General features: G+C 70.6%; 20 protein-coding genes and 1 riboswitch. Of the genes, 10 read left to right on the top strand and 10 right to left on the bottom strand.

All coding sequences use genetic code 11. The features are described 5' to 3' along the window. The first annotated feature begins 66 nt into the window (after positions 1-66). The 4 genes from IE206_RS15360 to IE206_RS15375 all read left to right on the top strand — a co-directional run bounded on the left by IE206_RS15360 (position 67) and on the right by IE206_RS15375 (position 5,853). The gene (locus tag IE206_RS15360) at positions 67-354 is read left to right on the top strand and encodes a DUF3311 domain-containing protein (RefSeq protein ID WP_189962713.1); all 288 of its coding nucleotides are present in this window, start codon (positions 67-69) and stop codon (positions 352-354) included. Then, positions 351-1,970, top strand: coding sequence for a monocarboxylate uptake permease MctP (mctP, locus tag IE206_RS15365; RefSeq protein WP_189962714.1), 1,620 nt, complete (start codon positions 351-353; stop codon positions 1,968-1,970). Before IE206_RS15360 ends, mctP begins: the two co-directional genes overlap by 4 nt. 236 nt (positions 1,971-2,206) lie before the next feature. Continuing rightward, positions 2,207-2,335: riboswitch (cobalamin riboswitch) on the top strand. Positions 2,336-2,461: 126 nt separating this feature from the next. Continuing rightward, complete coding sequence (locus IE206_RS15370; RefSeq protein ID WP_189962715.1) at positions 2,462-4,837, top strand: ribonucleoside-diphosphate reductase subunit alpha; 2,376 nt, start codon at positions 2,462-2,464, stop codon at positions 4,835-4,837. Further along, positions 4,837-5,853 (top strand): ribonucleotide-diphosphate reductase subunit beta, encoded by a 1,017-nt coding sequence (locus IE206_RS15375; protein WP_189962716.1) that lies wholly within the window; start codon positions 4,837-4,839, stop codon positions 5,851-5,853. The genes IE206_RS15370 and IE206_RS15375 overlap by 1 nt, the downstream gene beginning before the upstream one ends. Positions 5,854-5,974: 121 nt before the next feature. Here the strand turns inward: IE206_RS15375 and def are convergent, their stop codons facing one another. The 8 genes from def to IE206_RS15415 all read right to left on the bottom strand — a co-directional run bounded on the left by def (position 5,975) and on the right by IE206_RS15415 (position 13,549). Continuing rightward, positions 5,975-6,607, bottom strand: coding sequence for a peptide deformylase (gene def, locus IE206_RS15380; protein WP_189962717.1), 633 nt, complete (start codon positions 6,605-6,607; stop codon positions 5,975-5,977). Between the two features lie 58 nt (positions 6,608-6,665). Beyond that, positions 6,666-7,646 (bottom strand): tetratricopeptide repeat protein, encoded by a 981-nt coding sequence (locus IE206_RS15385; RefSeq protein WP_189962718.1) that lies wholly within the window; start codon positions 7,644-7,646, stop codon positions 6,666-6,668. A 117-nt stretch (positions 7,647-7,763) separates the two neighbouring features. Next, positions 7,764-9,020: an HD-GYP domain-containing protein gene (locus IE206_RS15390; RefSeq protein WP_189962719.1), complete on the bottom strand. Its 1,257-nt coding sequence runs from the start codon at positions 9,018-9,020 to the stop codon at positions 7,764-7,766. Between the two features lies 1 nt (position 9,021). Then, positions 9,022-10,530: an HD-GYP domain-containing protein gene (locus IE206_RS15395; protein ID WP_373300925.1), complete on the bottom strand. Its 1,509-nt coding sequence runs from the start codon at positions 10,528-10,530 to the stop codon at positions 9,022-9,024. A 287-nt stretch (positions 10,531-10,817) separates the two neighbouring features. After that, positions 10,818-11,132, bottom strand: coding sequence for a mycothiol system anti-sigma-R factor (rsrA, locus tag IE206_RS15400; RefSeq protein ID WP_189962721.1), 315 nt, complete (start codon positions 11,130-11,132; stop codon positions 10,818-10,820). Further along, positions 11,129-11,773 carry a sigma-70 family RNA polymerase sigma factor gene (locus IE206_RS15405; protein WP_167157084.1) on the bottom strand — a complete coding sequence of 215 codons (645 nt, stop codon included), beginning with the start codon at positions 11,771-11,773 and terminating at the stop codon, positions 11,129-11,131. The genes rsrA and IE206_RS15405 overlap by 4 nt, the downstream gene beginning before the upstream one ends. 247 nt (positions 11,774-12,020) lie before the next feature. Further along, the gene (locus tag IE206_RS15410; RefSeq protein WP_189962722.1) at positions 12,021-12,656 is read right to left on the bottom strand and encodes an alpha/beta hydrolase family protein; all 636 of its coding nucleotides are present in this window, start codon (positions 12,654-12,656) and stop codon (positions 12,021-12,023) included. Between the two features lie 77 nt (positions 12,657-12,733). Continuing rightward, complete coding sequence (locus tag IE206_RS15415) at positions 12,734-13,549, bottom strand: SOS response-associated peptidase (RefSeq protein ID WP_189962723.1); 816 nt, start codon at positions 13,547-13,549, stop codon at positions 12,734-12,736. Between the two features lie 50 nt (positions 13,550-13,599). Between IE206_RS15415 and IE206_RS15420 the strand changes: the two genes are divergently transcribed. The 4 genes from IE206_RS15420 (at position 13,600) to IE206_RS15435 (ending at position 17,104) form a co-directional block, all read left to right on the top strand. Then, on the top strand, positions 13,600-14,301 hold the full coding sequence (locus IE206_RS15420) for a M50 family metallopeptidase (protein ID WP_189962724.1): 702 nt from the start codon (positions 13,600-13,602) through the stop codon (positions 14,299-14,301). Between the two features lie 26 nt (positions 14,302-14,327). After that, a complete protein-coding gene (gene aroA / locus IE206_RS15425) occupies positions 14,328-15,653 on the top strand; it encodes a 3-phosphoshikimate 1-carboxyvinyltransferase (RefSeq protein WP_189962725.1) in 1,326 nt (441 codons plus the stop codon). Between the two features lie 15 nt (positions 15,654-15,668). Then, positions 15,669-16,682, top strand: coding sequence for a ribosome small subunit-dependent GTPase A (gene rsgA, locus IE206_RS15430; RefSeq protein ID WP_189962726.1), 1,014 nt, complete (start codon positions 15,669-15,671; stop codon positions 16,680-16,682). Between the two features lie 98 nt (positions 16,683-16,780). Then, positions 16,781-17,104, top strand: a complete 324-nt coding sequence (locus tag IE206_RS15435; protein WP_114038981.1) for a DMT family transporter — start codon at positions 16,781-16,783, stop codon at positions 17,102-17,104. Positions 17,105-17,151: 47 nt separating this feature from the next. Here IE206_RS15435 and IE206_RS15440 read toward each other — a convergent pair whose 3' ends face one another. Then, complete coding sequence (locus IE206_RS15440; protein WP_189962727.1) at positions 17,152-17,832, bottom strand: TetR/AcrR family transcriptional regulator; 681 nt, start codon at positions 17,830-17,832, stop codon at positions 17,152-17,154. A gap of 155 nt (positions 17,833-17,987) precedes the next feature. On the opposite strand from IE206_RS15440, the gene hisN reads away from it, so the two are divergent. Both hisN and IE206_RS15450 read left to right on the top strand, forming a co-directional pair. Continuing rightward, the gene (gene hisN / locus IE206_RS15445; protein WP_189962728.1) at positions 17,988-18,794 is read left to right on the top strand and encodes a histidinol-phosphatase; all 807 of its coding nucleotides are present in this window, start codon (positions 17,988-17,990) and stop codon (positions 18,792-18,794) included. A gap of 252 nt (positions 18,795-19,046) precedes the next feature. Next, positions 19,047-19,445: a CBS domain-containing protein gene (locus IE206_RS15450; protein WP_189962729.1), complete on the top strand. Its 399-nt coding sequence runs from the start codon at positions 19,047-19,049 to the stop codon at positions 19,443-19,445. Between the two features lie 87 nt (positions 19,446-19,532). On the opposite strand, the gene IE206_RS15455 is transcribed toward IE206_RS15450, so the two are convergent. Then, positions 19,533-21,002, bottom strand: coding sequence for a catalase (locus IE206_RS15455; protein WP_189962730.1), 1,470 nt, complete (start codon positions 21,000-21,002; stop codon positions 19,533-19,535). Positions 21,003-21,073: the final 71 nt, after the last annotated feature.

Genomic DNA, 21,073 nt, shown 5'->3' on the forward strand with positions numbered 1-21,073 from the left:
CTAGATTTCCTGCGCATTACCAAGTGATCCAACGCACAGGTGATCGTGAGGGGACGGAGCCGCCCAATGCCGGAATCGACAGAAGTGAAGAGACCGGTGATCACGCCGTTGCGCGTGATCATCGCACTCTGCCTGATCGCGCCCTTCGTGGCGATGCTGTGGGTGAGCTCGTACGCCAAGACCGACCCGGCGCTCGGCGGCATCCCGTTCTTCTACTGGTACCAGATGCTCTGGGTGCTGATCTCGACCGCGCTCACGATGATCGCGTACAAGCTGTGGCAGCACGACCAGCGCTCCCGCACCGCCTCCGGCTCGCACACCTCCGACGACAACAAGGGGGGTGCGTCCAAGTGAAGGACGGCGTGAACGGCGTCGCGCTCGGCGTCTTCATCTTCTTCTTCCTGGCCGTCACAGTCATCGGCTTCATGGCCGCGCGCTGGCGCAAGGCCGAGAACGAGGCGAGCCTGGACGAATGGGGCCTGGGCGGGCGGTCGTTCGGCACCTGGGTCACCTGGTTCCTGCTCGGCGGCGACCTGTACACGGCGTACACCTTCGTGGCGGTCCCGGCGGCGATCTACGCGGCGGGTGCGGCGGGCTTCTTCGCCGTGCCGTACACGATCCTCGTGTACCCGCTGATCTTCACCTTCCTGCCCCGCCTGTGGTCGGTCTCGCACAAGCACGGCTACGTCACCACCTCGGACTTCGTGCGGGGCCGGTTCGGCTCCAAGGGCCTGTCCCTCGCGGTCGCGGTCACCGGCATCCTCGCGACGATGCCGTACATCGCGCTCCAACTGGTCGGCATCCAGGCCGTCCTCGACGTCATGGGCGTGGGCGGCGAGTCCGGCAACTGGTTCGTCAAGGACCTGCCGCTGCTCATCGCGTTCGCGGTGCTCGCGGCGTACACGTACTCCTCCGGCCTTCGCGCGCCCGCGCTGATCGCCTTCGTGAAGGACGGCCTGATCTACCTCGTCATCGCGGTGGCGATCATCTACATCCCGATCAAACTGGGCGGCTTCGACGCCATCTTCAGCGCGGCGCAGCACAAGTTCGCGGGCCCGCCCGGCGGCAAGCCGACCGGGGCGATCGCGCCCGGCGAGTCGAGCCAGTGGACGTACGCGACGCTCGCGCTCGGCTCGGCGCTCGCGCTGTTCATGTACCCGCACTCGATCACCGCGACGCTGTCCTCGCGCAGCCGCAACGTGATCCGCCGCAACACCACGATCCTGCCGCTCTACTCGCTGATGCTGGGCCTGCTCGCGCTGCTCGGCTTCATGGCGATCGCGGCCGGGGTCAAGGTCAAGAACGGCCAGCTGGCGATCCCCCAGCTCTTCGAGGACATGTTCCCCGACTGGTTCGCGGGCGTCGCCTTCGCGGCGATCGGCATCGGCGCGCTGGTCCCGGCGGCGATCATGTCGATCGCGGCCGCGAACCTTTTCACCCGCAACATCTACAAGGACTTCCTCAAGCCGGACGCGACGCCCGCGCAGGAGGCCAAGGTCTCCAAGCTGGTCTCGCTCGTCGTGAAGGTCGGCGCGCTGGTCTTCGTCCTGACCATGGACAAGACGGTCGCCATCAACTTCCAGCTCCTGGGCGGCATCTGGATCCTGCAGACCTTCCCGGCCCTGGTCGGCGGCCTGTTCACCCGCTGGTTCCACCGCTGGGCGCTGCTCGCGGGCTGGGCGGTCGGCATGCTGTACGGCACGCTCGCCGCGTACGGGGTGGCCTCGCCCACCCAGAAGCACTTCGGCGGCTCCTCGAAGGAGATCCCGGGCATCGGCGAGATCGGCTACATCGGCCTCACCGCCTTCGTCCTGAACGTGGTGGTGACGGTGGTCCTCACCGTCGTCCTGCGCGCCCTGAAGGCCCCCGACGGCATCGACGAGACCTCGCCCGAGGACTACACGGCGGACGCGGGCGACCCGGGCGTCGCCACGGAACTCCCGCCGGCGACGGCGGGCTCGGCGCACTGAGTTCGGCTCTCGGCACGGGAAAGGGCCGCCGCATCCCGAGGGGGTGCGGCGGCCCTTCCGTGCGCGCGGGTCATTCGAATTCGTCGGGCACCATATGGGGCCGGTCGGTCATCCCGGTCATGCCTCGCTCGCCTTGCTCGACGGTGCTGTCCCCGACGACAGCGGAGAGGTACGTCACAGGGACGCTTCTTCACGACCGACACAACATGTGGGGGGTGCCTCATGCAACGCCCCCCACATGTATGCTCGTCCTCGCTGTCGCCGCAGGGGAATCCGGTTCGAATCCGGAACTGTCCCGCAACGGTATGACCTGTACGTCTTTGTGCCGGTCGAGTCCGAGGACCTGCCGATGGCGCATCCGGGTCGACCGAACCGGATGCCAGACGTCCGGGCCTCGCGGTTGGGCCGGTGGACGACGCGCTCAGGGCTGCCCCGACGCGCGCCGACGCCTCCTCCGCAGGGCCCCGTGCCGAGCGAGGGAGTGCCCCCACGTGACCATCGCCCCTGCGGATCCCGCTTCAGCGATCACCGAAGAGTTGGCGGATGCCCCGGGGACCGCGCTGCTGCGGACCCTGACCGATCTCACCGCCGACCTCGCGGACACCGACCCCGGCCGGGTCGCCGCCGCCGCGCTGCGGGGCCGCAACGCCCGTTCCGACGAGGCCGAACTGCGCGAGCTGGCCACCGAGGCGGCCGCGGGGCTCATCTCCGAGGACCCGGCGTACTCCCGCCTCGCCGCCCGGCTCCTGACCATCACCATCGCCGAAGAGGCCGCGACCCAGGGCGCGGTGTCGTTCTCCGCCTCGGTCGCCGTCGGCCATCGCGAGGGCCTGATCGCCGACCGCACCGCCGAGTTCGTCGACGCCCACGCCGCCCGCCTCGACGCGCTGGTGGACGCCGCCCTCGCCGACGGCGCCGACGACCGCTTCGGCTACTTCGGCCTGCGCACCCTCTACTCCCGCTACCTGCTGCGCCACCCGATCACCCGCAAGGTCGTCGAGACCCCCCAGCACTTCATGCTGCGCGTGGCGTCCGGCCTCGCCGAGGACGAGTCGGTCCGCGCCCTGGACGAAGTGGCTTCCCTGTACGGCCTGATGAGCCGCCTGGACTACCTGCCGTCCTCCCCCACGCTCTTCAACTCCGGCACCCGGCACCCCCAGATGTCGTCCTGCTACCTGCTCGACTCGCCGCTCGACGAGCTCGACTCGATCTACGACCGCTACCACCAGGTGGCGCGCCTCTCGAAGCACGCGGGCGGCATCGGTCTCTCCTACTCCCGCATCCGCGGCCGCGGTTCGCTGATCCGGGGCACCAACGGCCACTCCAACGGCATCGTCCCGTTCCTGAAGACCCTGGACGCCTCGGTGGCCGCGGTCAACCAGGGCGGCCGGCGCAAGGGCGCGGCCGCGGTGTACCTGGAGACCTGGCACTCCGACATCGAGGAGTTCCTTGAGCTGCGCGACAACACCGGTGAGGACCAGCGCCGTACGCACAACCTGAACCTCGCGCACTGGATCCCCGACGAGTTCATGCGCCGGGTCGACGCCGACGCCCAGTGGTCGCTGTTCTCGCCGGCCGACGTGCCCGAGCTCGTCGACCTGTGGGGCGAGGAGTTCGACGCCGCCTACCGCAAGGCCGAGGCCGCCGGGCTCGCCCAGAAGACCATGCCGGCCCGGGACCTGTACGGCCGCATGATGCGCACGCTCGCGCAGACCGGCAACGGCTGGATGACGTTCAAGGACGCCTCCAACCGCACCGCCAACCAGACGGCCGAGCCCGGCCACACGGTCCACTCCTCCAACCTGTGCACCGAGATCCTGGAGGTGACGGACGACGGCGAGACGGCCGTCTGCAACCTCGGCTCGGTCAACCTCGGCGCGTTCGTCGTGGGCGACGGCATCGACTGGGAGCGGCTGGACGAGACCGTCCGCACCGCCGTGACCTTCCTCGACCGGGTCGTCGACATCAACTTCTACCCGACCGAGCAGGCCGGCCGCTCCAACGCCAAGTGGCGCCCGGTGGGCCTGGGCGCGATGGGCCTGCAGGACGTCTTCTTCAAGCTGCGCCTGCCCTTCGACTCCCCCGAGGCGAAGGCCCTCTCGACCCGGCTCTCCGAGCGGATCATGCTGACCGCGTACGAGGCCTCCACCGACCTCGCCGAGCGCTCGGGCCCGCTGCCGGCCTGGGAGAAGACCCGCACCGCGCGCGGCGTGCTGCACCCCGACCACTTCGACGTCGAGCTGACCTGGCCGGAGCGCTGGGCGGCCCTGCGGGAACGCATCGCCAAGGTCGGCATGCGCAACTCGCTGCTCCTCGCGATCGCCCCGACCGCGACCATCGCGTCCATCGCGGGCGTGTACGAGTGCATCGAGCCGCAGGTCTCCAACCTCTTCAAGCGCGAGACGCTGAGCGGTGAATTCCTCCAGGTGAACGGTTACTTGGTGGAGGAGCTCAAGAAGCTCGGCGTGTGGGACGCCCAGTCCCGCGAGGCGCTGCGCGAGGCGAGTGGCTCGGTGCAGGACTTCAACTGGATCCCCGCCGACGTCCGCGCGCTGTACCGCACGGCGTGGGAGATCCCGCAGCGCGGCCTGATCGACATGGCCGCCGCCCGCACCCCGTTCCTCGACCAGTCGCAGTCCCTGAACCTGTTCCTGGAGACGCCCACCATCGGCAAGCTGTCGTCGATGTACGCGTACGCCTGGAAGCAGGGCCTGAAGACGACGTACTACCTGCGCTCGCGCCCGGCGACCCGCATCGCCCGCGCCGCCCAGGCCACCCCCACCATCCCAGTCCAGCAGGCGGCCCCCGACGCCGACGCGATCGCCTGCTCGCTCGAAAACCCCGAGTCCTGCGAGGCCTGCCAGTAATGAGCAACACCGAACACAAGAATCTCCTCGACCCGGGCTTCGAGCTGACTCTGCGTCCCATGCGCTACCCGGACTTCTACGAGCGCTACCGGGACGCGATCAAGAACACCTGGACCGTCGAGGAGGTCGACCTCCACTCCGACGTCGCCGACCTCGCGAAGCTGACGCCGGGCGAGCAGCACATGATCGGCCGCCTGGTCGCGTTCTTCGCGACGGGCGACTCGATCGTCTCCAACAACCTGGTGCTCACCCTCTACAAGCACATCAACTCCCCCGAGGCACGGCTGTACTTGAGCCGTCAGCTCTTCGAGGAGGCCGTGCACGTCCAGTTCTATCTGACGCTGCTCGACACCTACCTCCCCGACCCGGAGGACCGCGCGGCCGCGTTCGACGCGGTCGAGGAGATCCCCTCGATCCGCGAGAAGGCGCAGTTCTGCTTCAAGTGGATGGACTCGGTCGAGAAGATCGAGCGCCTGGAGACCAAGGCCGACCGCCGCCGTTTCCTGCTGAACCTGATCTGCTTCGCGGCGTGCATCGAGGGCCTGTTCTTCTACGGCGCCTTCGCGTACGTCTACTGGTTCCGCAGCCGGGGTCTGCTGCACGGCCTCGCGACCGGCACCAACTGGGTGTTCCGCGACGAGACGATGCACATGAACTTCGCCTTCGAGGTCGTGGACACCGTCCGCAAGGAGGAGCCGGACCTCTTCGACGATCTGCTTCAGGAGCAGGTCACCGACATGATCAAGGAAGCGGTCGAGGCGGAGCTCCAGTTCGGCCGCGACCTGTGCGGTGACGGCCTGCCGGGCATGAACACCGAGTCGATGCGCGAGTACCTGGAGTGCGTCGCCGACCAGCGCCTGACCCGGCTCGGCTTCCCGGCGGTGTACGGCTCGTCGAACCCGTTCTCGTTCATGGAGCTCCAGGGCGTCCAGGAGCTGACGAACTTCTTCGAGCGCCGCCCGTCCGCCTACCAGGTGGCGGTCGAGGGCTCGGTGGGCTTCGACGAGGACTTCTAGGTTCCGCGCCCCATAGGGGCGCGGGGAACTGCGCGACCAGCCACGCACGGTCCGCAGCCAAACCGCAAAAAGGGGCCCCGCACCTGCATGGTGCGGGGCCCCTTTTTGCGTGCTCCCGGGATCAGTCGTTCAGGACGACCTCGTAGCGCGGGCTGTTCTCCGCCATCTGCCGAAGCGCGTCCTTGCGGTCCCGCTTGGAGAGCCGGTCGATGTACAGGTACCCGTACAGGTGGTCCGTCTCGTGCTGGAGGCAGCGCGCGAAGTAGCCGGTGCCGCGCACCTTGACCGGGTTGCCCTCGGCGTCCTGGCCGGTGACCACCGCGTAGTCGGGGCGGGCGAGTTCGGCGTACGCGGTCGGCACGGACAGGCAGCCCTCGTTGGACTCGTCCAGGACGCGCAGCTCGGACGGCAGCTCTTCGAGGACCGGGTTGCAGACGACGCCGACGTGCCGGACGCCCTCGTCGTCCATGCAGTCGTAGACGAAGACCTTGAGGTCTACACCGATCTGGTTGGCGGCCAGGCCCACGCCCTCGGCCGCCTTCTGGCTGGCGAACATGTCGTCGATGAGCTTGGCGAGCTCGCCGTCGAACTCGGTGACGTCCTTGCACTCCTTGTGGAGCACGGGGTTGCCGACGACCGTGATCGGGCGGGCGGTGCCGCGCTCGCGGTAGGCCAGCTCGCGCGCCTCGCAGTCCTCCGTGTCCACGACGAACCCGTCGTTCTCGACCTGCTGGTCCGTCTCCTGCTGCGCCATGTCCGCCGTAAGCCTTCCTGAAAACCCGATTCCGATCCCATACAGCCTAAGGCCAGGCTCAGCAGACTTCTTCTAGATCCCGCCACTCCCGGCTGTCCGGGTTGTCGGCCACCCAGCCGTCGAGGAGGCCGCGGACGAGACCGGCGGGGGCCGCGATGCCGCATTCGCGCTCCGGGACCCACAGGTCGCCGGAGGTGCGGTGGCCGAGGGGGCCGGGGTGGCCGGGCTCGCTGTGGTCGTGCGGGTCGAGGTGCTCGCCGTCGCCCTCGTCGCTGGGCATCTCGGACTCGGAGCAGGCCCGGCACAGCAGGCGTACGGAGGAGGACCAGTCCTCGGCGGCGAAGCCGGCGTCGGCCGCGAGCCGCTCCAGGGCGTCCCGGTCGGCCTCGGTGGCCGCCTCCAGGAGGACCACCCAGGTCGGCACGGGCGAGGGCGCCCACAGCTCGATCTCGTCGAAGACCGGGAAGGAGGGGCCGGCGGCGGTGGTGCGCTCGCCGTGCGGGACTCCGTCGTGCAGCACGACCTCGCCCCAGCGCCGCCCGGAGGACGGCAGCGGGATGGACAGGACTTCCATGCGGGCCGGGTCGAGCCTGCGGCCCCACACCACCTCGGCCTCGCCCTCGGGCGAGAGGCGCACGGCGGCGCTGCCCAGCTCCATGCCCACGGGCTCGCCGCTGCCGGTGGCCTCGCCCGGCACCTTCAGGCCGTACGCCTGCCAGGCCCGGCGGGCCAGCGGCCAGTCCTGCAGGGCGGTGGCCGCGATGCCGACGTTCCACCAGTCGGGGGCGCCGGTCTCCTTGTCGAGGAGGGCGACCGCACGAAGCCCGGCGGCCCGCGCCTGCTCCCAGTCGTGCCGGAACTTGTGCAGGAGCGCCAGGTTGAACCAGGACTCGGACAGCCACGGTTCCAGGTCCGCGGCGCGCGTCAGCAGCGCCCCGGCGTCCTCGTACCGGCCGTCGCCGATCAGCGTGAACGCACGGTCCGTGGCCTGCCGCCACGAGGCGGAGGGCCGGTGCCGTCCCTTGCCGAAGATCCTCACGATTCCCGCCTGCCCAGACCGGCCCCGACTACCGGGTCGGTCTTACGGTCTCCCAGTTTTCTGGGTTCTTTTCGCATCCAACCATGCCCAGCCGGAAGGCCGCTCATTACTCCTGGGTTACCCAGGTGGCACCCGGGTCAGACAGCCCCGGGCCAGCACCCGTGCCAGGGATTCGACAACCTGGGGATGGTAGTCACGGCCGGTGCCGAGACGCAGCTGTTCGAGTGCGCTCAGCGACCCTCCGGGGCCCGGGGAGCCCTCCGCGAGGTCGTCGTAGGCGTTGACCGCGCGGACGATCCTGGCGGGCAGCGGCTGCTCCCGGTACGGGTCGGCCTGCCGCTCCACGACGACCGCCACGTCGGCGGGCACCCCGGTCTGGCGCACGACCGCGCCGCCGAGCAGCGCGATGCGGCGCTGCTCGTCGGCGGGCAGCGTGGCGGTGGCCCCGGCGGGGACCGGGTCGAGCAGGGACAGCTGCCCGATGTCGTGCATGAGCGCCGCGTACTCCAGGACGGTCAGCTCGCTCTCGGAGAGCCCCAGCTCACGCCCGACGGCCCGGCTGAGCCCGGCGACCCGGCGGGCGTGGCCGGGCTGGGTGTATCCGGCGACCTCGGTGGCGCGGGCCAGCGAGGTGATGGTCTGACGGTACGTGGTGCGCACGGCCGCGTACCGCCGGAAGGCCAGCTGGGTGAGGAGCAGCGGCACGCAGAACACGGGCAGCGCCCACAGCCCGGCGACGGCGACCGCTAGGGCCATCACGGTGCCGGTGGCGCACACGGCGGACCCGATGCCGATGAGCCCGCGCAGCTCGTCGCGCAGGAGCGGCCCGAAGGGGTACCGGGTACGGGCGTACATCAGCAGGGCGCAGACCACCGCGTCGCACAGCGCGGTCAGCACGAGCAGCAACAGGAGAACGAACGCGAAGTACGGTCCGTGCCCGAACCAGGCGTCGAGGTGCCCCGAGTTGTAGAGCGGCTGAAAACAGACGGCCGCGAAGGCCACGGTGAGCACCCGCCGGGCCGCCTGGTCCAGGCTCGGCCCGCGCCCGACGGCCACATGCGGTACGGATCCGAGCAGGACCGCGGCCACCACCACGGCGATCACCTGGAGCACCCCGTGCCGGGTGGCGTGACCGGCGTTCTGCCCGAGCAGCGCATAAGCCAGCGCCCCGGCCGAGGCGAGCGGCGCGGGGTCCCGCTCCCCGTCCCTGGCCCCCCACCGGGCCAGTTCCCCCACCGCGATGAGCGCGCCGAACGCGCCGGCGGTGCCGGGTTCGACGAGCCCGTCGTGCAGGGTCGCCCCGAGAGCCCAGGCGGTGAGCAGCCCGGCGAGGGCGTAGGCGGCGACGACGGGGGCGGTGGGCCGGGCGGCCATGTCAGGCGCCCTGGGCGTTCGAGGGGCGGGGGCCGGGGAGCCCGGGTCCGGGGTGGGGGCGCGGCCCGGGTTCGCCGACGTCCGGCAAGGGCGAGATCCGGCCGGTCGCGGGCGGGGTGGGGAGCAGATCCTCTGCGGGCCCGCGGGCCGGTCCCGCGGGCGTCCCCACCGGTCTTGATGGCGGTACGTTTCCGCGCGCCCCGAAGCCCTGAGGCTCGTCCGCGGTGACCTCGACGTGCCATCCGTACCGGGACAGCGCCCGCACCAGGCCGCCGACCATCCGCGGGTCGAACTGCGCGCCCGCGCACCGCTCCAGCTCGGTGACGGCCGCCGCGACCGGTCTCGCCCGCCGGTAGGAGCGCGTGGACGTCATCGCGTCGAAGGCGTCGGCCACCGCGACCACCCGGGCCGCCTCCGGGATCTGGCCGCCCGCGAGCCCGTAGGGATAGCCGCTCCCGTCGAGCCGCTCGTGGTGGTGCAGGATCGCGGCGCGGGCCTCGCCGAGGAAGCCGATGCCGCGCACCATCTCGTGGCCGTACTCGGGATGCAGTTCGATCACCGCCCGCTCCTCGGGGGTGAGCGGGCCGTCCTTGCGGAGCACCCGGGTGGGCACCCCGAGCTTGCCGACGTCGTGCAGGATTCCGGCGAACCGGATGACCTCCAACCGCCCTTCCTCCATGCCGAGTTCGCGCGCGATCATCTCCGAGGCCCGGCCGACCCGCTCGCTGTGGCCGCGCGTGTACTTGTCCTTGATGTCGACGGCCTGGACGAGCGCGCGGATGGTGGCCCGGTGGGCGGCGCGTTCGCGGTGGTACTGGGCGAAGACCCAGCACGAGATGTACATGGGGAGCAGCACGAACAGCGCCGCGAGCGGCCCGAACCGGCTCCGCCACAGGACGGCCATCATCAGCCCCGCGAACCCGTGCACACAGTGCGGGGCGAGCGAGCGCAGCAGGAGCCCGCGCCAGGCGGTGCGGGGCGGGCGCCGTTCGGCGGTGGCCAGGATGAGTCCGTCGAGCGCGGTCAGGACCAGGCAGAACACCAGGGCGGCGGCTCCGGCCGGCAGCAGCGCGTACGGGAAGTCGGGGGCAGCGGCGGCACCGCGCCCGCCCAGCGCCTCGCGCCCGCCGAGCAGCACATGGGCGCCGGCCGCCGCCGACACCGCGATCGCGAGCTGCGCGGCCCGCCAGACCCGCCGCACCCGGCGCGGCTCCTCCTCGACGGACGCGATGAGCGCACCCGGCACCGCGACGAGGGCGGCGGCGGCCGGCGGAAGCAGGAAGGCGGCGGCGAGCAGCACCGGGAAGAAGGAGCCGGAGGCGATCGGCACGTTCACACGGCCGGCGAGCACCGGGCAGCGCGGCGGCCATTCGCACAGCGCGTACAGGCCCGCGAGGAGCGCCACGGCCGCCCAGGGCACGCCCTGGCGCAGTACGGGCAGCGCGCATGCGCCCGCGCCCACGACGGCGCCCACGACGGCGATGCGCGCCCCCGCCGGAATGTCCCGCAGCCCCCTCGGCTCCGCCATGGCCCCCACCTCCCCATCCGCCCGGGCAGCCCAGTGCGTACAGCTTCGCGAGAATAGGCCTGCGTGCGGTGACGGTGGGGCGCATGGTCGGAATAGGGCGTTTCGAGCCTCCCGGATTAGCACATTCGGGTGACGCCGGGCGCCCCATGGGCGGGAAGACACAGCAGAGCGGCCACGACGTGTGGTCGTGGCCGCTCTCAACTGCCCTGCCGCGAGCGGCAGTTCACTGTTCTAGATCATCCGCGTCACAGCGCCGGATCACCTGGAGATCATTCGGGCCGCAGCGTCGGCATCTCCCCGGTGACGACGTCCTGTTCGGGCACCGCCTGGCCGGAGCGGATCAGGTCGATGCGGCCCATCACCTTGGAGCGCAGGTCACTCGGCACGTCGTCCGAGCCGCAGCAGCGCTTCACCAGCTTCTTCACGGCCTGCTCCAGGCCGTACTTCTCCAGGCACGGCGAGCACTCCTCGAAGTGCACCTCGAACTTGTTGCAGTCCGTGGGGGGCATCTCGTGGTCGAGGAACTCGTAGAGATGGTCCAGGACCTCAGAGCAGTCCGTCTCGTGCGGCTCTCCGCAGCTCATGAGCCCGAGCCTTTCGCTTCGTCCGACTCGCCGGCGCCGGCCGGGACGAGCCCGCGGTCACGGGCGTAGTCCTCCAGCATTCCGCGCAGTTGGCGGCGGCCCCGGTGCAGCCGGGACATCACTGTACCGATGGGTGTACCCATGATGTCCGCGATCTCCTTGTACGCAAAGCCCTCTACGTCCGCGAGATACACGGCGATGCGGAACTCTTCCGGAATGGCTTGCAGAGCTGCCTTCACGTCCGAATCCGGCAGGTGGTCGAGCGCCTGCGACTCGGCGGAGCGCAGCCCCGTCGACATGTGCGACTCGGCGCGCGCGAGCTGCCAGTCCTCGATCTCCTCGGCGGCGCTGCGCTGGGGTTCGCGCTGCTTCTTCCGGTAGGAGTTGATGAAGGTGTTGGTGAGAATCCGGTAGAGCCAAGCCTTCAGGTTGGTGCCCTCGCGGAACTGGTGGAAGGACCCGTACGCCTTGGCGTACGTCTCCTGGACCAGGTCTTCCGCATCGGCGGGATTGCGCGTCATGCGCAATGCGGCCGAGTACATCTGGTCGAGGTAGCCGAGGGCATCCCGCTCGAAGCGCGCATTGCGCTCGGCGGTGGTCTCTTCCACGTGGCCGTCGTCGGTCCCTGTGACCGGACCCACCTCCTCGAACGGTGTGCTGAGCCCGAATGCGGACCCACTCGAATCGGAGGATAGACGACGATCCGCTCCGCCCGCCGCTCGAATAGGAGCGGTCCTGGCCGCGGAAAGCACCGTCCACTCCAGGTCAGAGGCGGCCTTGCGGCTCGGGCAGATGGTCGAACCCATGCGACGGACTCCCTCTCCACAGCTGGTCTGCGTATCCCTTACGACGCGCATAACAGTGCGCCCGCATTGCGCATTCCCGGCGTCAGGCCATCAGGGTGCCGAGCCATTCGCCGACCGCCGCGGTGATCACGTCCAGTGCCTCCTGCTGGGTGAGGGAAGCCCGCTTGGGCACCGCGAACCCGTGGTCGCCGAACGGCACTTCCACGAGCTCGTACGCCCCTTCGGGGAACTCGGCGGGCTTCCCGAAGGGGTCGTTCCCGCCCTGCACCACCAGGGTGGGCACGCCCGCCCCGAGCAGCTCCGCCGCCCTCGACTTCTCCGGCTTGCCCGGCGGGTGCAGCGGGAAGCTCAGGGCGAGGACTCCGGCCGCGCCGAGCTCCGCCGCCGTGCGGCAGGCGACCCGGGCCCCGGCGCTGCGGCCGCCCGCGACGACGGGCAGCCCCTTCTTCGCCACGGCCGGCCACAGGTCGCGCCATCCCGTGTCCAGCGTCTTCGGCGCCGGGGCCACCTTCTTTCCGGCCACCCGCCAGGGCTGCTCCACCAGGGCCACGCTCACCCCGAGCGGCGGCAGAGCGCCGGCCAGCGCCTGGAGGTCCCGGGCCTCGATCCCGCCACCCGCCCCATGACTCACGGCCAGCACGAGGCGGGCCTTCTTGGCGGCGTGCCAGGTGATACGCGCCTCACCGGCGCCGGTCTCGATGATCTCGCTGGTACTCACGGGGCCATCCTGCCGCCGGGCCGGGCAGGGGCGGCGTACGACATGGGCGAGCTCACACCGAGCTCACACGGGGCGGGTCAGAACAGCGTGCCCTCCTCGGGCCCCTTCAGCTCCGTCAGGAGTTCCGGCCCGTTGTTGCGTACGTTGCTGACCGCCGTCGACACCGGATAGGCCCGCATGAGGCCGCCCGGCGGCGGCGCGAGCAGGTCCTTCAGCGACTCGGTGTCCGTGTGGGACGGGTCGAGCCAAGCGCCCCACCGGTCCGGCATCAGCATCAGCGGCATCCGGGGATGGATGTCCGCGAGCGAGCCGGGGCCCTCCGCCGGGGCCACGCCCAGCGGGCCCGTCTCTGCCTCCGTGGTGACCACCGAGCAGGTCACCCACCAGGCCGAGGGGTGGTCGTCGGGCAGCGTGCGGTCGCGCCAGAACTCGTACAGGCCGGCCATCGCGAAGACCGCGCCGTCCGCCGGGGTCACGAAGTACGGCTGCTTGCGCGGCCGCTTCTTCTTTCCCTCGACCTCCAGCTCGCGCTCCCCGGCGCCGGTGACCCATTCGTAGTAGCCGTCGGCCGGGATGATGCAGCGGCGGGAGGCGAACGCCTTCTTGAAGGAGGGCTTCTCGTGAATGGTCTCGGCGCGCGCGTTGATCATCCGGGCCGCACCCTCGGGCGATTTCGCCCAGGAGGGGACGAGTCCCCACTTCAGCTTGCGCAGCTGACGAACCGGACGTGGGGAGTCGGCGTCTTTAAGAGGGCGCTCCAGGACGACGTAGACCTCCTTGGTAGGGGCCACGTTCCAATCGGGCTCCAAGGCCTCCGTCGGGTCCCACTTCTCTATTTCAAAGATTCCTGCGAGATCCTCGGGCCTGCGACTCGCTGCATACCTACCGCACATAGGTGCCACACTGCCACGGCGCCCGTACCCCATGAGGAGCCGTCCCAGAAATGTCCGCGCTTGAAGACTTCCAGCTCTTCGGCACCCAGAGCGCGCCAGCCCAGTGGCTGGTCGTCGCGACGGGCATAGCCGCGCTCGCCGTCGTCGTCCCGCACAGCCTCTGGCGCCTGTCCCGCAACGCCATCACCATCGCCCACGAGGGCGGCCACGGCCTGGTCGCGCTGCTCACCGGCCGCCGCCTCGACGGCATCCGGCTGCACTCCGACACCAGCGGCCTGACCGTGAGCCGGGGCAAGCCGCACGGTCCCGGCATGATCCTCACGGCCGCCGCCGGATACACCGCTCCCCCGCTGCTCGGCCTCGGCGGCGCCTGGCTGCTCGCCGCGCACCACGTCACGCTCCTCCTGTGGCTGGCCACGGCGCTCCTCCTCGCGATGCTGGTGATGATCCGCAACGCGTACGGCGTCCTCACGGTCGTGGTGACCGGCGCCGCCTTCCTGCTCATCTCCTGGCTGACCAGCCCGGACGTCCAGTCGGCGTTCGCGTACACGGCCGTCTGGTTCCTGCTGCTCGGAGGGGTGCGCCCGGCGTTCGAGCTGCAGAGCAAGCGCCGCCGCCACAACGACGGCGACTCGGACGCCGACCAGCTCGCGCGGCTCACCCACGTACCACCGGCGCTCTGGCTCTTCCTCTTCCACGCCGTTTCTGTCTGCTCCCTGATCGGCGGTGGCCGCTGGCTGCTCGGTCTCTAGCCGACGGCCCCACTAAAGTGAGGACCATGACCGAAACGCCCGTGCACCCCGCCCTCTGGCCCGCCCCCCTCGCGAGCGGAGCCGTCGATGCGACCGTCACCGTGCCCGGATCGAAATCGGTCACCAATCGCGGGCTGGTCCTGGCGGCCCTCGCCGCCGAGCCCGGGTGGCTGCGCCGCCCCCTGCGCTCGCGCGACACCCTGCTGATGGCGGAGGCCCTGCGCACCCTGGGCGTCGGGATCGAGGAGTGCGTGGGTCCCGACGGCTCCGGCGAGGCCTGGCGCGTGATCCCGGCCGGCCTGCACGGCCCGGCCACGGTCGACGTCGGCAATGCCGGTACGGTCATGCGCTTCCTGCCCCCGGTCGCCGCCCTTGCCGACGGCCCGGTCCGCTTCGACGGCGACCCGCGCTCCTACGAGCGCCCGCTCGGCGGCGTGATCGAGGGCCTGCGCGCGCTCGGCGCCCGCATCGACGACGACAACCGCGGCGCGCTCCCGATGACCGTGCACGGCGTGGGCGCCCTCGAAGGCGGCCGGGTGGAGATCGACGCCTCCTCCAGCTCGCAATTCGTATCGGCCCTGCTGCTCTCCGCACCCCGCTTCAACCAGGGCGTCGAGGTGCGGCACGTGGGCTCCACGCTGCCCTCCATGCCGCACATCCGGATGACGGTCGACATGCTGCGCTGCGTGGGCGCCCAGGTCGACGAGCCGGAGACGGGCGGCGAGCCGAACGTGTGGCGGGTCTCGCACTCGGCGCTGCTCGGCCGCGACCTGACCGTCGAGCCGGACCTGTCCAACGCCCAGCCGTTCCTGGCCGCGGCCCTCATCACGGGCGGCACGGTCGTCATCCCCGACTGGCCGGTGCGCACCACCCAGCCCGGCGACCAGCTGCGCCAGATCTTCACGGAGATGGGCGGCACCTGCCAACTGGCCGACCGCGGGCTCGTGTTCAACGGTTCCGGCCGCATCCACGGCATCGACGTGGACCTGAGCGAGGTCGGCGAGCTGACCCCCGGCATCGCGGCCGTCGCGGCGCTCGCCGACTCCCCGTCGACGCTGCGCGGCGTCGCACACCTGCGGCTGCACGAGACGGACCGCCTGGCCGCGCTCACCAAGGAGATCAACGAGCTCGGCGGCGACGTGACGGAGACCGAGGACGGCCTGCACATCCGCCCGCGCCCGCTGCACGGCGGCGTCTTCCACACCTACGACGACCACCGGATGGCCACCGCCGGCGCGATCATCGGCCTCGCCGTCGACGGCGTGCAGATCGAGAACGTGGCGACGACGGCCAAGACGCTGCCCGACTTCCCGGACATGTGGAGTTCGATGCTGGCAGGGTCCGGAAGCTGAGCGGGGCCTAGGATCATGCGCCGCTACGGCAAGAACCCCGACGAGGACGACATCCGCGTCCGCCCCAACCCCAAGGGCAACCGCCCCCGCACCAGCATCCGTCCCAAGCACGAGGACGCCGCCGAGGGCATGGTCCTCACCGTGGACCGCGGCCGGCTGACCTGCCTGGTCGAGGGCCGGTCGATCCACGCCATGAAGGCCCGCGAACTGGGCCGCAAGGCGGCCGTGGTGGGCGACCGGGTCGACATCGTCGGCGACCTGTCGGGCAAGAAGGACACGCTCGCCCGGATCGTACGGATCGGCAAGCGCAGCTCGGTCCTGCGGCGCACCGCGGACGACGACGACCCGTACGAGCGCGTGGTCGTCGCCAACGCCGACCAGCTCGCCATCGTCACCGCGCTCGCCGACCCCGAGCCGCGGCCCCGGCTCATCGACCGCTGCCTGGTCGCGGCGTACGACGGTGGCCTGGAACCGCTCCTGGTCCTGACGAAGTCGGACCTGGCCCCGGCGGACGAACTCCTGGAGATGTACGGCGCGTTGGGCGTCCCGTATGTGGTGACCTCGCGCGAGGAGCTGTACGAGGGCGACGCGGCGGACCGGGTGCGCGAGCAACTGCACGGCCGGGTCACCGCGTTCGTCGGCCACTCCGGCGTCGGCAAGACGACCCTGGTCAACGCCCTGGTCCCGGAGGCCCAGCGGCGCATCACCGGCCATGTGAATGCGGTCACCGGGCGCGGCCGCCACACCACCACCTCGGCGCTGGCGCTGCCCCTGGACAGCGCGGACGGCGGCTGGGTCATCGACACCCCGGGCGTACGGTCCTTCGGCCTTCACCACGTCGACCCGTCAAGGGTGATTCTGGCCTTCCCCGATCTCGTACCGGGCACCGAGAACTGCCCGCGCGCGTGCAGCCACGACGAGGCGGAGTGCGCGCTGGACCAGTGGGTGGCGGACGGTCACGCCGATCCGGCCCGGCTCTACTCGTTGCGCCGACTGCTCGCGACGAGGGAGCGACGCGAGGGCGACTGACCTGTTTCCAGGGGCGTGTGCATGACCTCCGTTGCATAATCGCACCAAGTGTTGACCAAGCAGTCAGCGACGACGATGCGTTGTGGGAGGCCCTGGACATGGCGTGGCTGCTGGTCGTGGTGGCGGGAATCCTCGAAACGGGCTTCGCCGTCTGCCTGAAGCTGTCGCACGGTTTCACCCGGCTGTGGCCGACGATCGCGTTCGCCGCGTTCGCGCTGGGCTCGTTCGGTCTGCTCACGCTGTCGCTGAAGAAGCTGGACGTGGGTCCGGCGTACGCGGTGTGGACAGGCATCGGGGCGGCCGGGACCGCGATCTACGGCATGGTCTTTCTCGGCGACGTGGTCTCCACCCTCAAGCTGGTGTCGATCTCGCTGGTCATCGTGGGCGTGATCGGCCTGCAGATCTCGGGCTCGGCCCACTGACCCACACGGCGAGCACTTTTGACGGTCCGTCAGTTGTCGGCTCCCGGCTACCCCACCGCTCGCACCGGCAGCCGGGCGAGCACCGAGCGGATGTACCCGGCGTGCCCCTCGCCTCGCCCCGGCGGCGCCACCACACAGGAAAGCCCGAGCCGTACCGCCGTCTCGCAGTACCGCCCCAGCTCCACCGGGTCCGCGCCCGGCATCTCCTTCTCCAGCGCGGCGAGCGCCCGGTCCCGTACGGCGGCGATGAGTTCGGCGGGCCCGGGCACCCCGGCGTCGGCGCGACGCTGGGCGGGCACGGCCGAGACCGCCGCGGTGGTACGGACCGAGGGCGCCGGAAGGCGTTCGCTCCAGCAGCCGGTGAGCAGCGCCCGCACCAGAGCGCTGGAGCGGGCCGAGCCGACCGTCCACTCCGCGACGTGGACCAGACGGTCGGCGGGGCTGATGGGGGTCCCTCCTGCTTGGGTGGGGGTCCCCCCTGCACCGGAGCCTGTCGGAGATGCTTGGGGGCTTTCGGCGAGGGCTCTGTCGACGCCCCGCAGATAAACATCGGCCTCCCGGCGCACGAGCGCGCGGGCGAGGCCGTCCTTGCTTCCGAACTCGTTGTAGAGGGTCTGCCGCGAGACCCCGGCGGCGGATGCCACGTCCACCATCCGGACTCCCGACCAGGGCAGCCCCGCGAGCGCCGAGAGAGCGGCGTCCAGTAAGGATTCCCGCGCTGTGGGCATGGTCGCCTCCCGAGCCCCCGAGACCTTGCGAGCGGCTCCGAGTTCAGAGTTGACGCGCTCGGAGGGACTGTCAATAGCCTCCGTGGGCGGCGCGCGGGGCGTCCGGAGTGCGGGCATTGTGGTCCGCACCGCGGGCGATCGCTACGGTGGTGACCATGCCCGACTATCACGATGACCTGCGCCTGGCCCACGTCCTCGCGGACGCCGCCGACGCAGCCACCATGGACCGGTTCAAGGCCCTCGACCTGAAGGTCGAGACCAAGCCGGACATGACGCCGGTGAGCGAGGCCGACAAGGCGGCCGAGGAGGTCATCCGCGGGCATCTGAAGCGGGCGCGGCCGCGCGACGCGATCCTCGGCGAGGAGTACGGCCTGGAGGGCACGGGCCCGCGCCGCTGGGTGGTCGACCCGATCGACGGCACCAAGAACTACGTCCGGGGCGTGCCGGTGTGGGCGACCCTGATCTCGCTGATGGAGGCGGGCGAGCACGGCTTCCAGCCGGTGGTCGGGGTCGTCTCGGCGCCCGCCCTGAACCGGCGCTGGTGGGCGGCGAAGGGCCACGGCGCGTTCACCGGCCGCAGCCTGACCTCCGCGACCCGCCTGAAGGTCTCCAGCGTCTCGAAGCTGGCCGACGCCTCGTTCTCGTACTCCTCGCTGAGCGGCTGGGAGGAGCGGGGGAAGCTGGACGACTTCCTGGACCTGACGCGGGAGTGCTGGCGCACCCGCGCGTACGGCGACTTCTGGCCGTACATGATGGTCGCCGAGGGCTCGGTGGACTTCTGCGCGGAGCCGGAGCTGTCGATGTGGGACATGGCGGCGAACGTGATCGTGGTGCAGGAGGCCGGGGGCGTCTTCACCGGCCTCGACGGCCGGCCGGGCCCGCACAGCGGCAACGCGGCGGCTTCCAACGGCCTGCTCCACGAGGAACTGCTCGGCTACCTCGGCGACGGCGCGCAGCCGTAGCCGACGCCGGCGGCTGCCGTGCGTGGGGCCCATGAGGGCTGGGCCCGGCTCCCGCCGCCCACGACTGGGGCTCACGAGGGGCTTGAGTCGTACTTTTACGCGCCCCTCGACTGACCTCTACCAGCCCCTTGTTGACGGCCGGTCCGGATGCGACTCTATGAGTCCCCCCACTTGTGAACTTGTGAATTCTTTCCGGAGCGGGCCTACTCAGCCGTGCCGGGAGCTGAATCCACCAAGGAGGTGGCTCCATCCATGCTCGTCCGTGACGCCATGAGCACGATGGTCCTCACCATCGGACCTGCCCACACCCTCCGCCAGGCGGCCCGGCTGATGTCCGCACGCCGGGTCGGCGCGGCCATCGTCCTCGACCCCGACACCAGTGGCATCGGCATCCTCACCGAGCGCGACATCCTCAACTCCGTCGGCCTGGGCCAGAACCCCGACCACGAGACGGCGAGCAAGCACACGACCACCGACGTCGTCTTCGCGGCGCCGTCCTGGACCCTTCTGGAGGCCGCCGAGGCCATGACGCACGGCGGCTTCCGGCATCTGATCGTGCTCGACGACCACGGCCCGGTCGGCGTCGTCTCGGTCCGCGACATCATCCGCTGCTGGGCCCCGGCGCGGCGCGAGGCCGCGATGGCCGGCTGACCGCCGGTCTTCGGCCCGGGAACGCCAGAAGACCGGACTCCCCGAAGGGAATCCGGCCTTCTGTCCATCTTCGGCCTGCGACCAGGATCAGCCGCGCAGGGCCTGGACCGCGGCCTCGAGCCGCTTGCCGAAGTCACCGTCCGCCTGGCGGAAGTTGTTGATCGCGCGCTCCACGATGTCGTCGCGCGAAACCTTGGCGATGAAGCCCGCCAGGTTGTCGATCAGACGGGCCTTCTCGTCCTCCGAGTACAGCCGGTAGAGGTTTCCGGCCTGCACGAAGTCGTTGTCCTCGGCGTGCGAGGGCGCCTCGGTGCTGCCAGTGACGCCGGAGACCGGGCTGCCCTGCCACAGCGGGCGGTCGGTCTGGAACGGCCCGCCGAAGCTGTTGGGCTCGTAGTTCTTCGCGCCCTTGTGGCGGCCGTCGTACAGGTAGCCGTCGCGGGAGTTGGTACGCGCCTCGGTGGCGTGCGGGCGGTTCACCGGCAGGTGGTCGGCGTTGATGCCGACGCGGTAGCGGTGCGCGTCACCGTAGGCGAAGAGGCGGCCCTGGAGCATCTTGTCCGGCGAGGGACCGATGCCGGGGACGAAGTGCGCCGGGCTGAAGATCGACTGCTCGACCTCGGCGAAGATGTTCTCCGGGTTGCGGTTGAGCTCCAGCTTGCCGATCTCGATCGGCGGGTAGTCCTCGTGCGGCCACACCTTGGTGAGGTCGAACGGGTTGAAGCGGTAGGTCGCGGCGTCCGCGTCCGGCATGATCTGCACCTGCACGGTCCAGGACGGGAAGTCACCGCGCTCGATGGCCTCGCGCAGGTCGCGCTGGTGGCTGTCGGGGTCCTCACCGGCGAGCTTGTTGGCCTCGTCCTGGGTGAGGTTCTTGATCCCCTGGTCGGTCTTGAAGTGGTACTTGACCCAGAAGACCTCGCCGGCCTCGTTGTTCCACTGGAACGTGTGCGAGCCGTAACCGTTCATGTGGCGCAGGGTGGCCGGGATGCCGCGGTCACCGAAGAGCCAGGTGACCTGGTGGGTGCTCTCGGGGCTCAGGCCCCAGAAGTCCCAGACATTGTCGGCTTCCTGGCTGCCCGTGTACGGGTCGCGCTTCTGGGTGTGGATGAAGTCGGGGAACTTGATGGCGTCCTTGATGAAGAAGACGGGCGTGTTGTTCCCGACCAGGTCGTAGTTCCCCTCCTCCGTGTAGAACTTCAGCGCGAAGCCGCGGGGGTCGCGCACGGCGTCGGCGGAGCCGAGGTTGCCGGCCACGGTGGAGAAGCGCAGAAACGTCTCGGTCTGCTTGCCGACCTCGGAGAGGAACTTGGCACGCGTCCACTGCGAGACGTCCCGGGTGAGCGTGAAGGTGCCGTACGCACCCGCGCCGCGGGCGTGCACGATGCGCTCCGGGATGCGCTCGCGGTTGAAGTGGGCGAGCTTCTCCAGAAGCGACTGGTCCTGGACGAGGACCGGACCGCCGGCGCCCGCGGTCGCGCTGTTCTGGTTGTCGGCCACCGGTGCGCCGGCCTCCGTGGTGAGCGGTCCCTGTGTCACGTGCGCCTCCTGCGTCATGTCCTGCAAGTCCTGTCCCTTGGCGTATGCCTGACCAGATCCTACAATGGACATTGTCTAAGTCAAGTAAG

This window comes from Streptomyces violascens, from assembly GCF_014649955.1.
Lineage (GTDB): Bacteria > Actinomycetota > Actinomycetes > Streptomycetales > Streptomycetaceae > Streptomyces > Streptomyces violascens.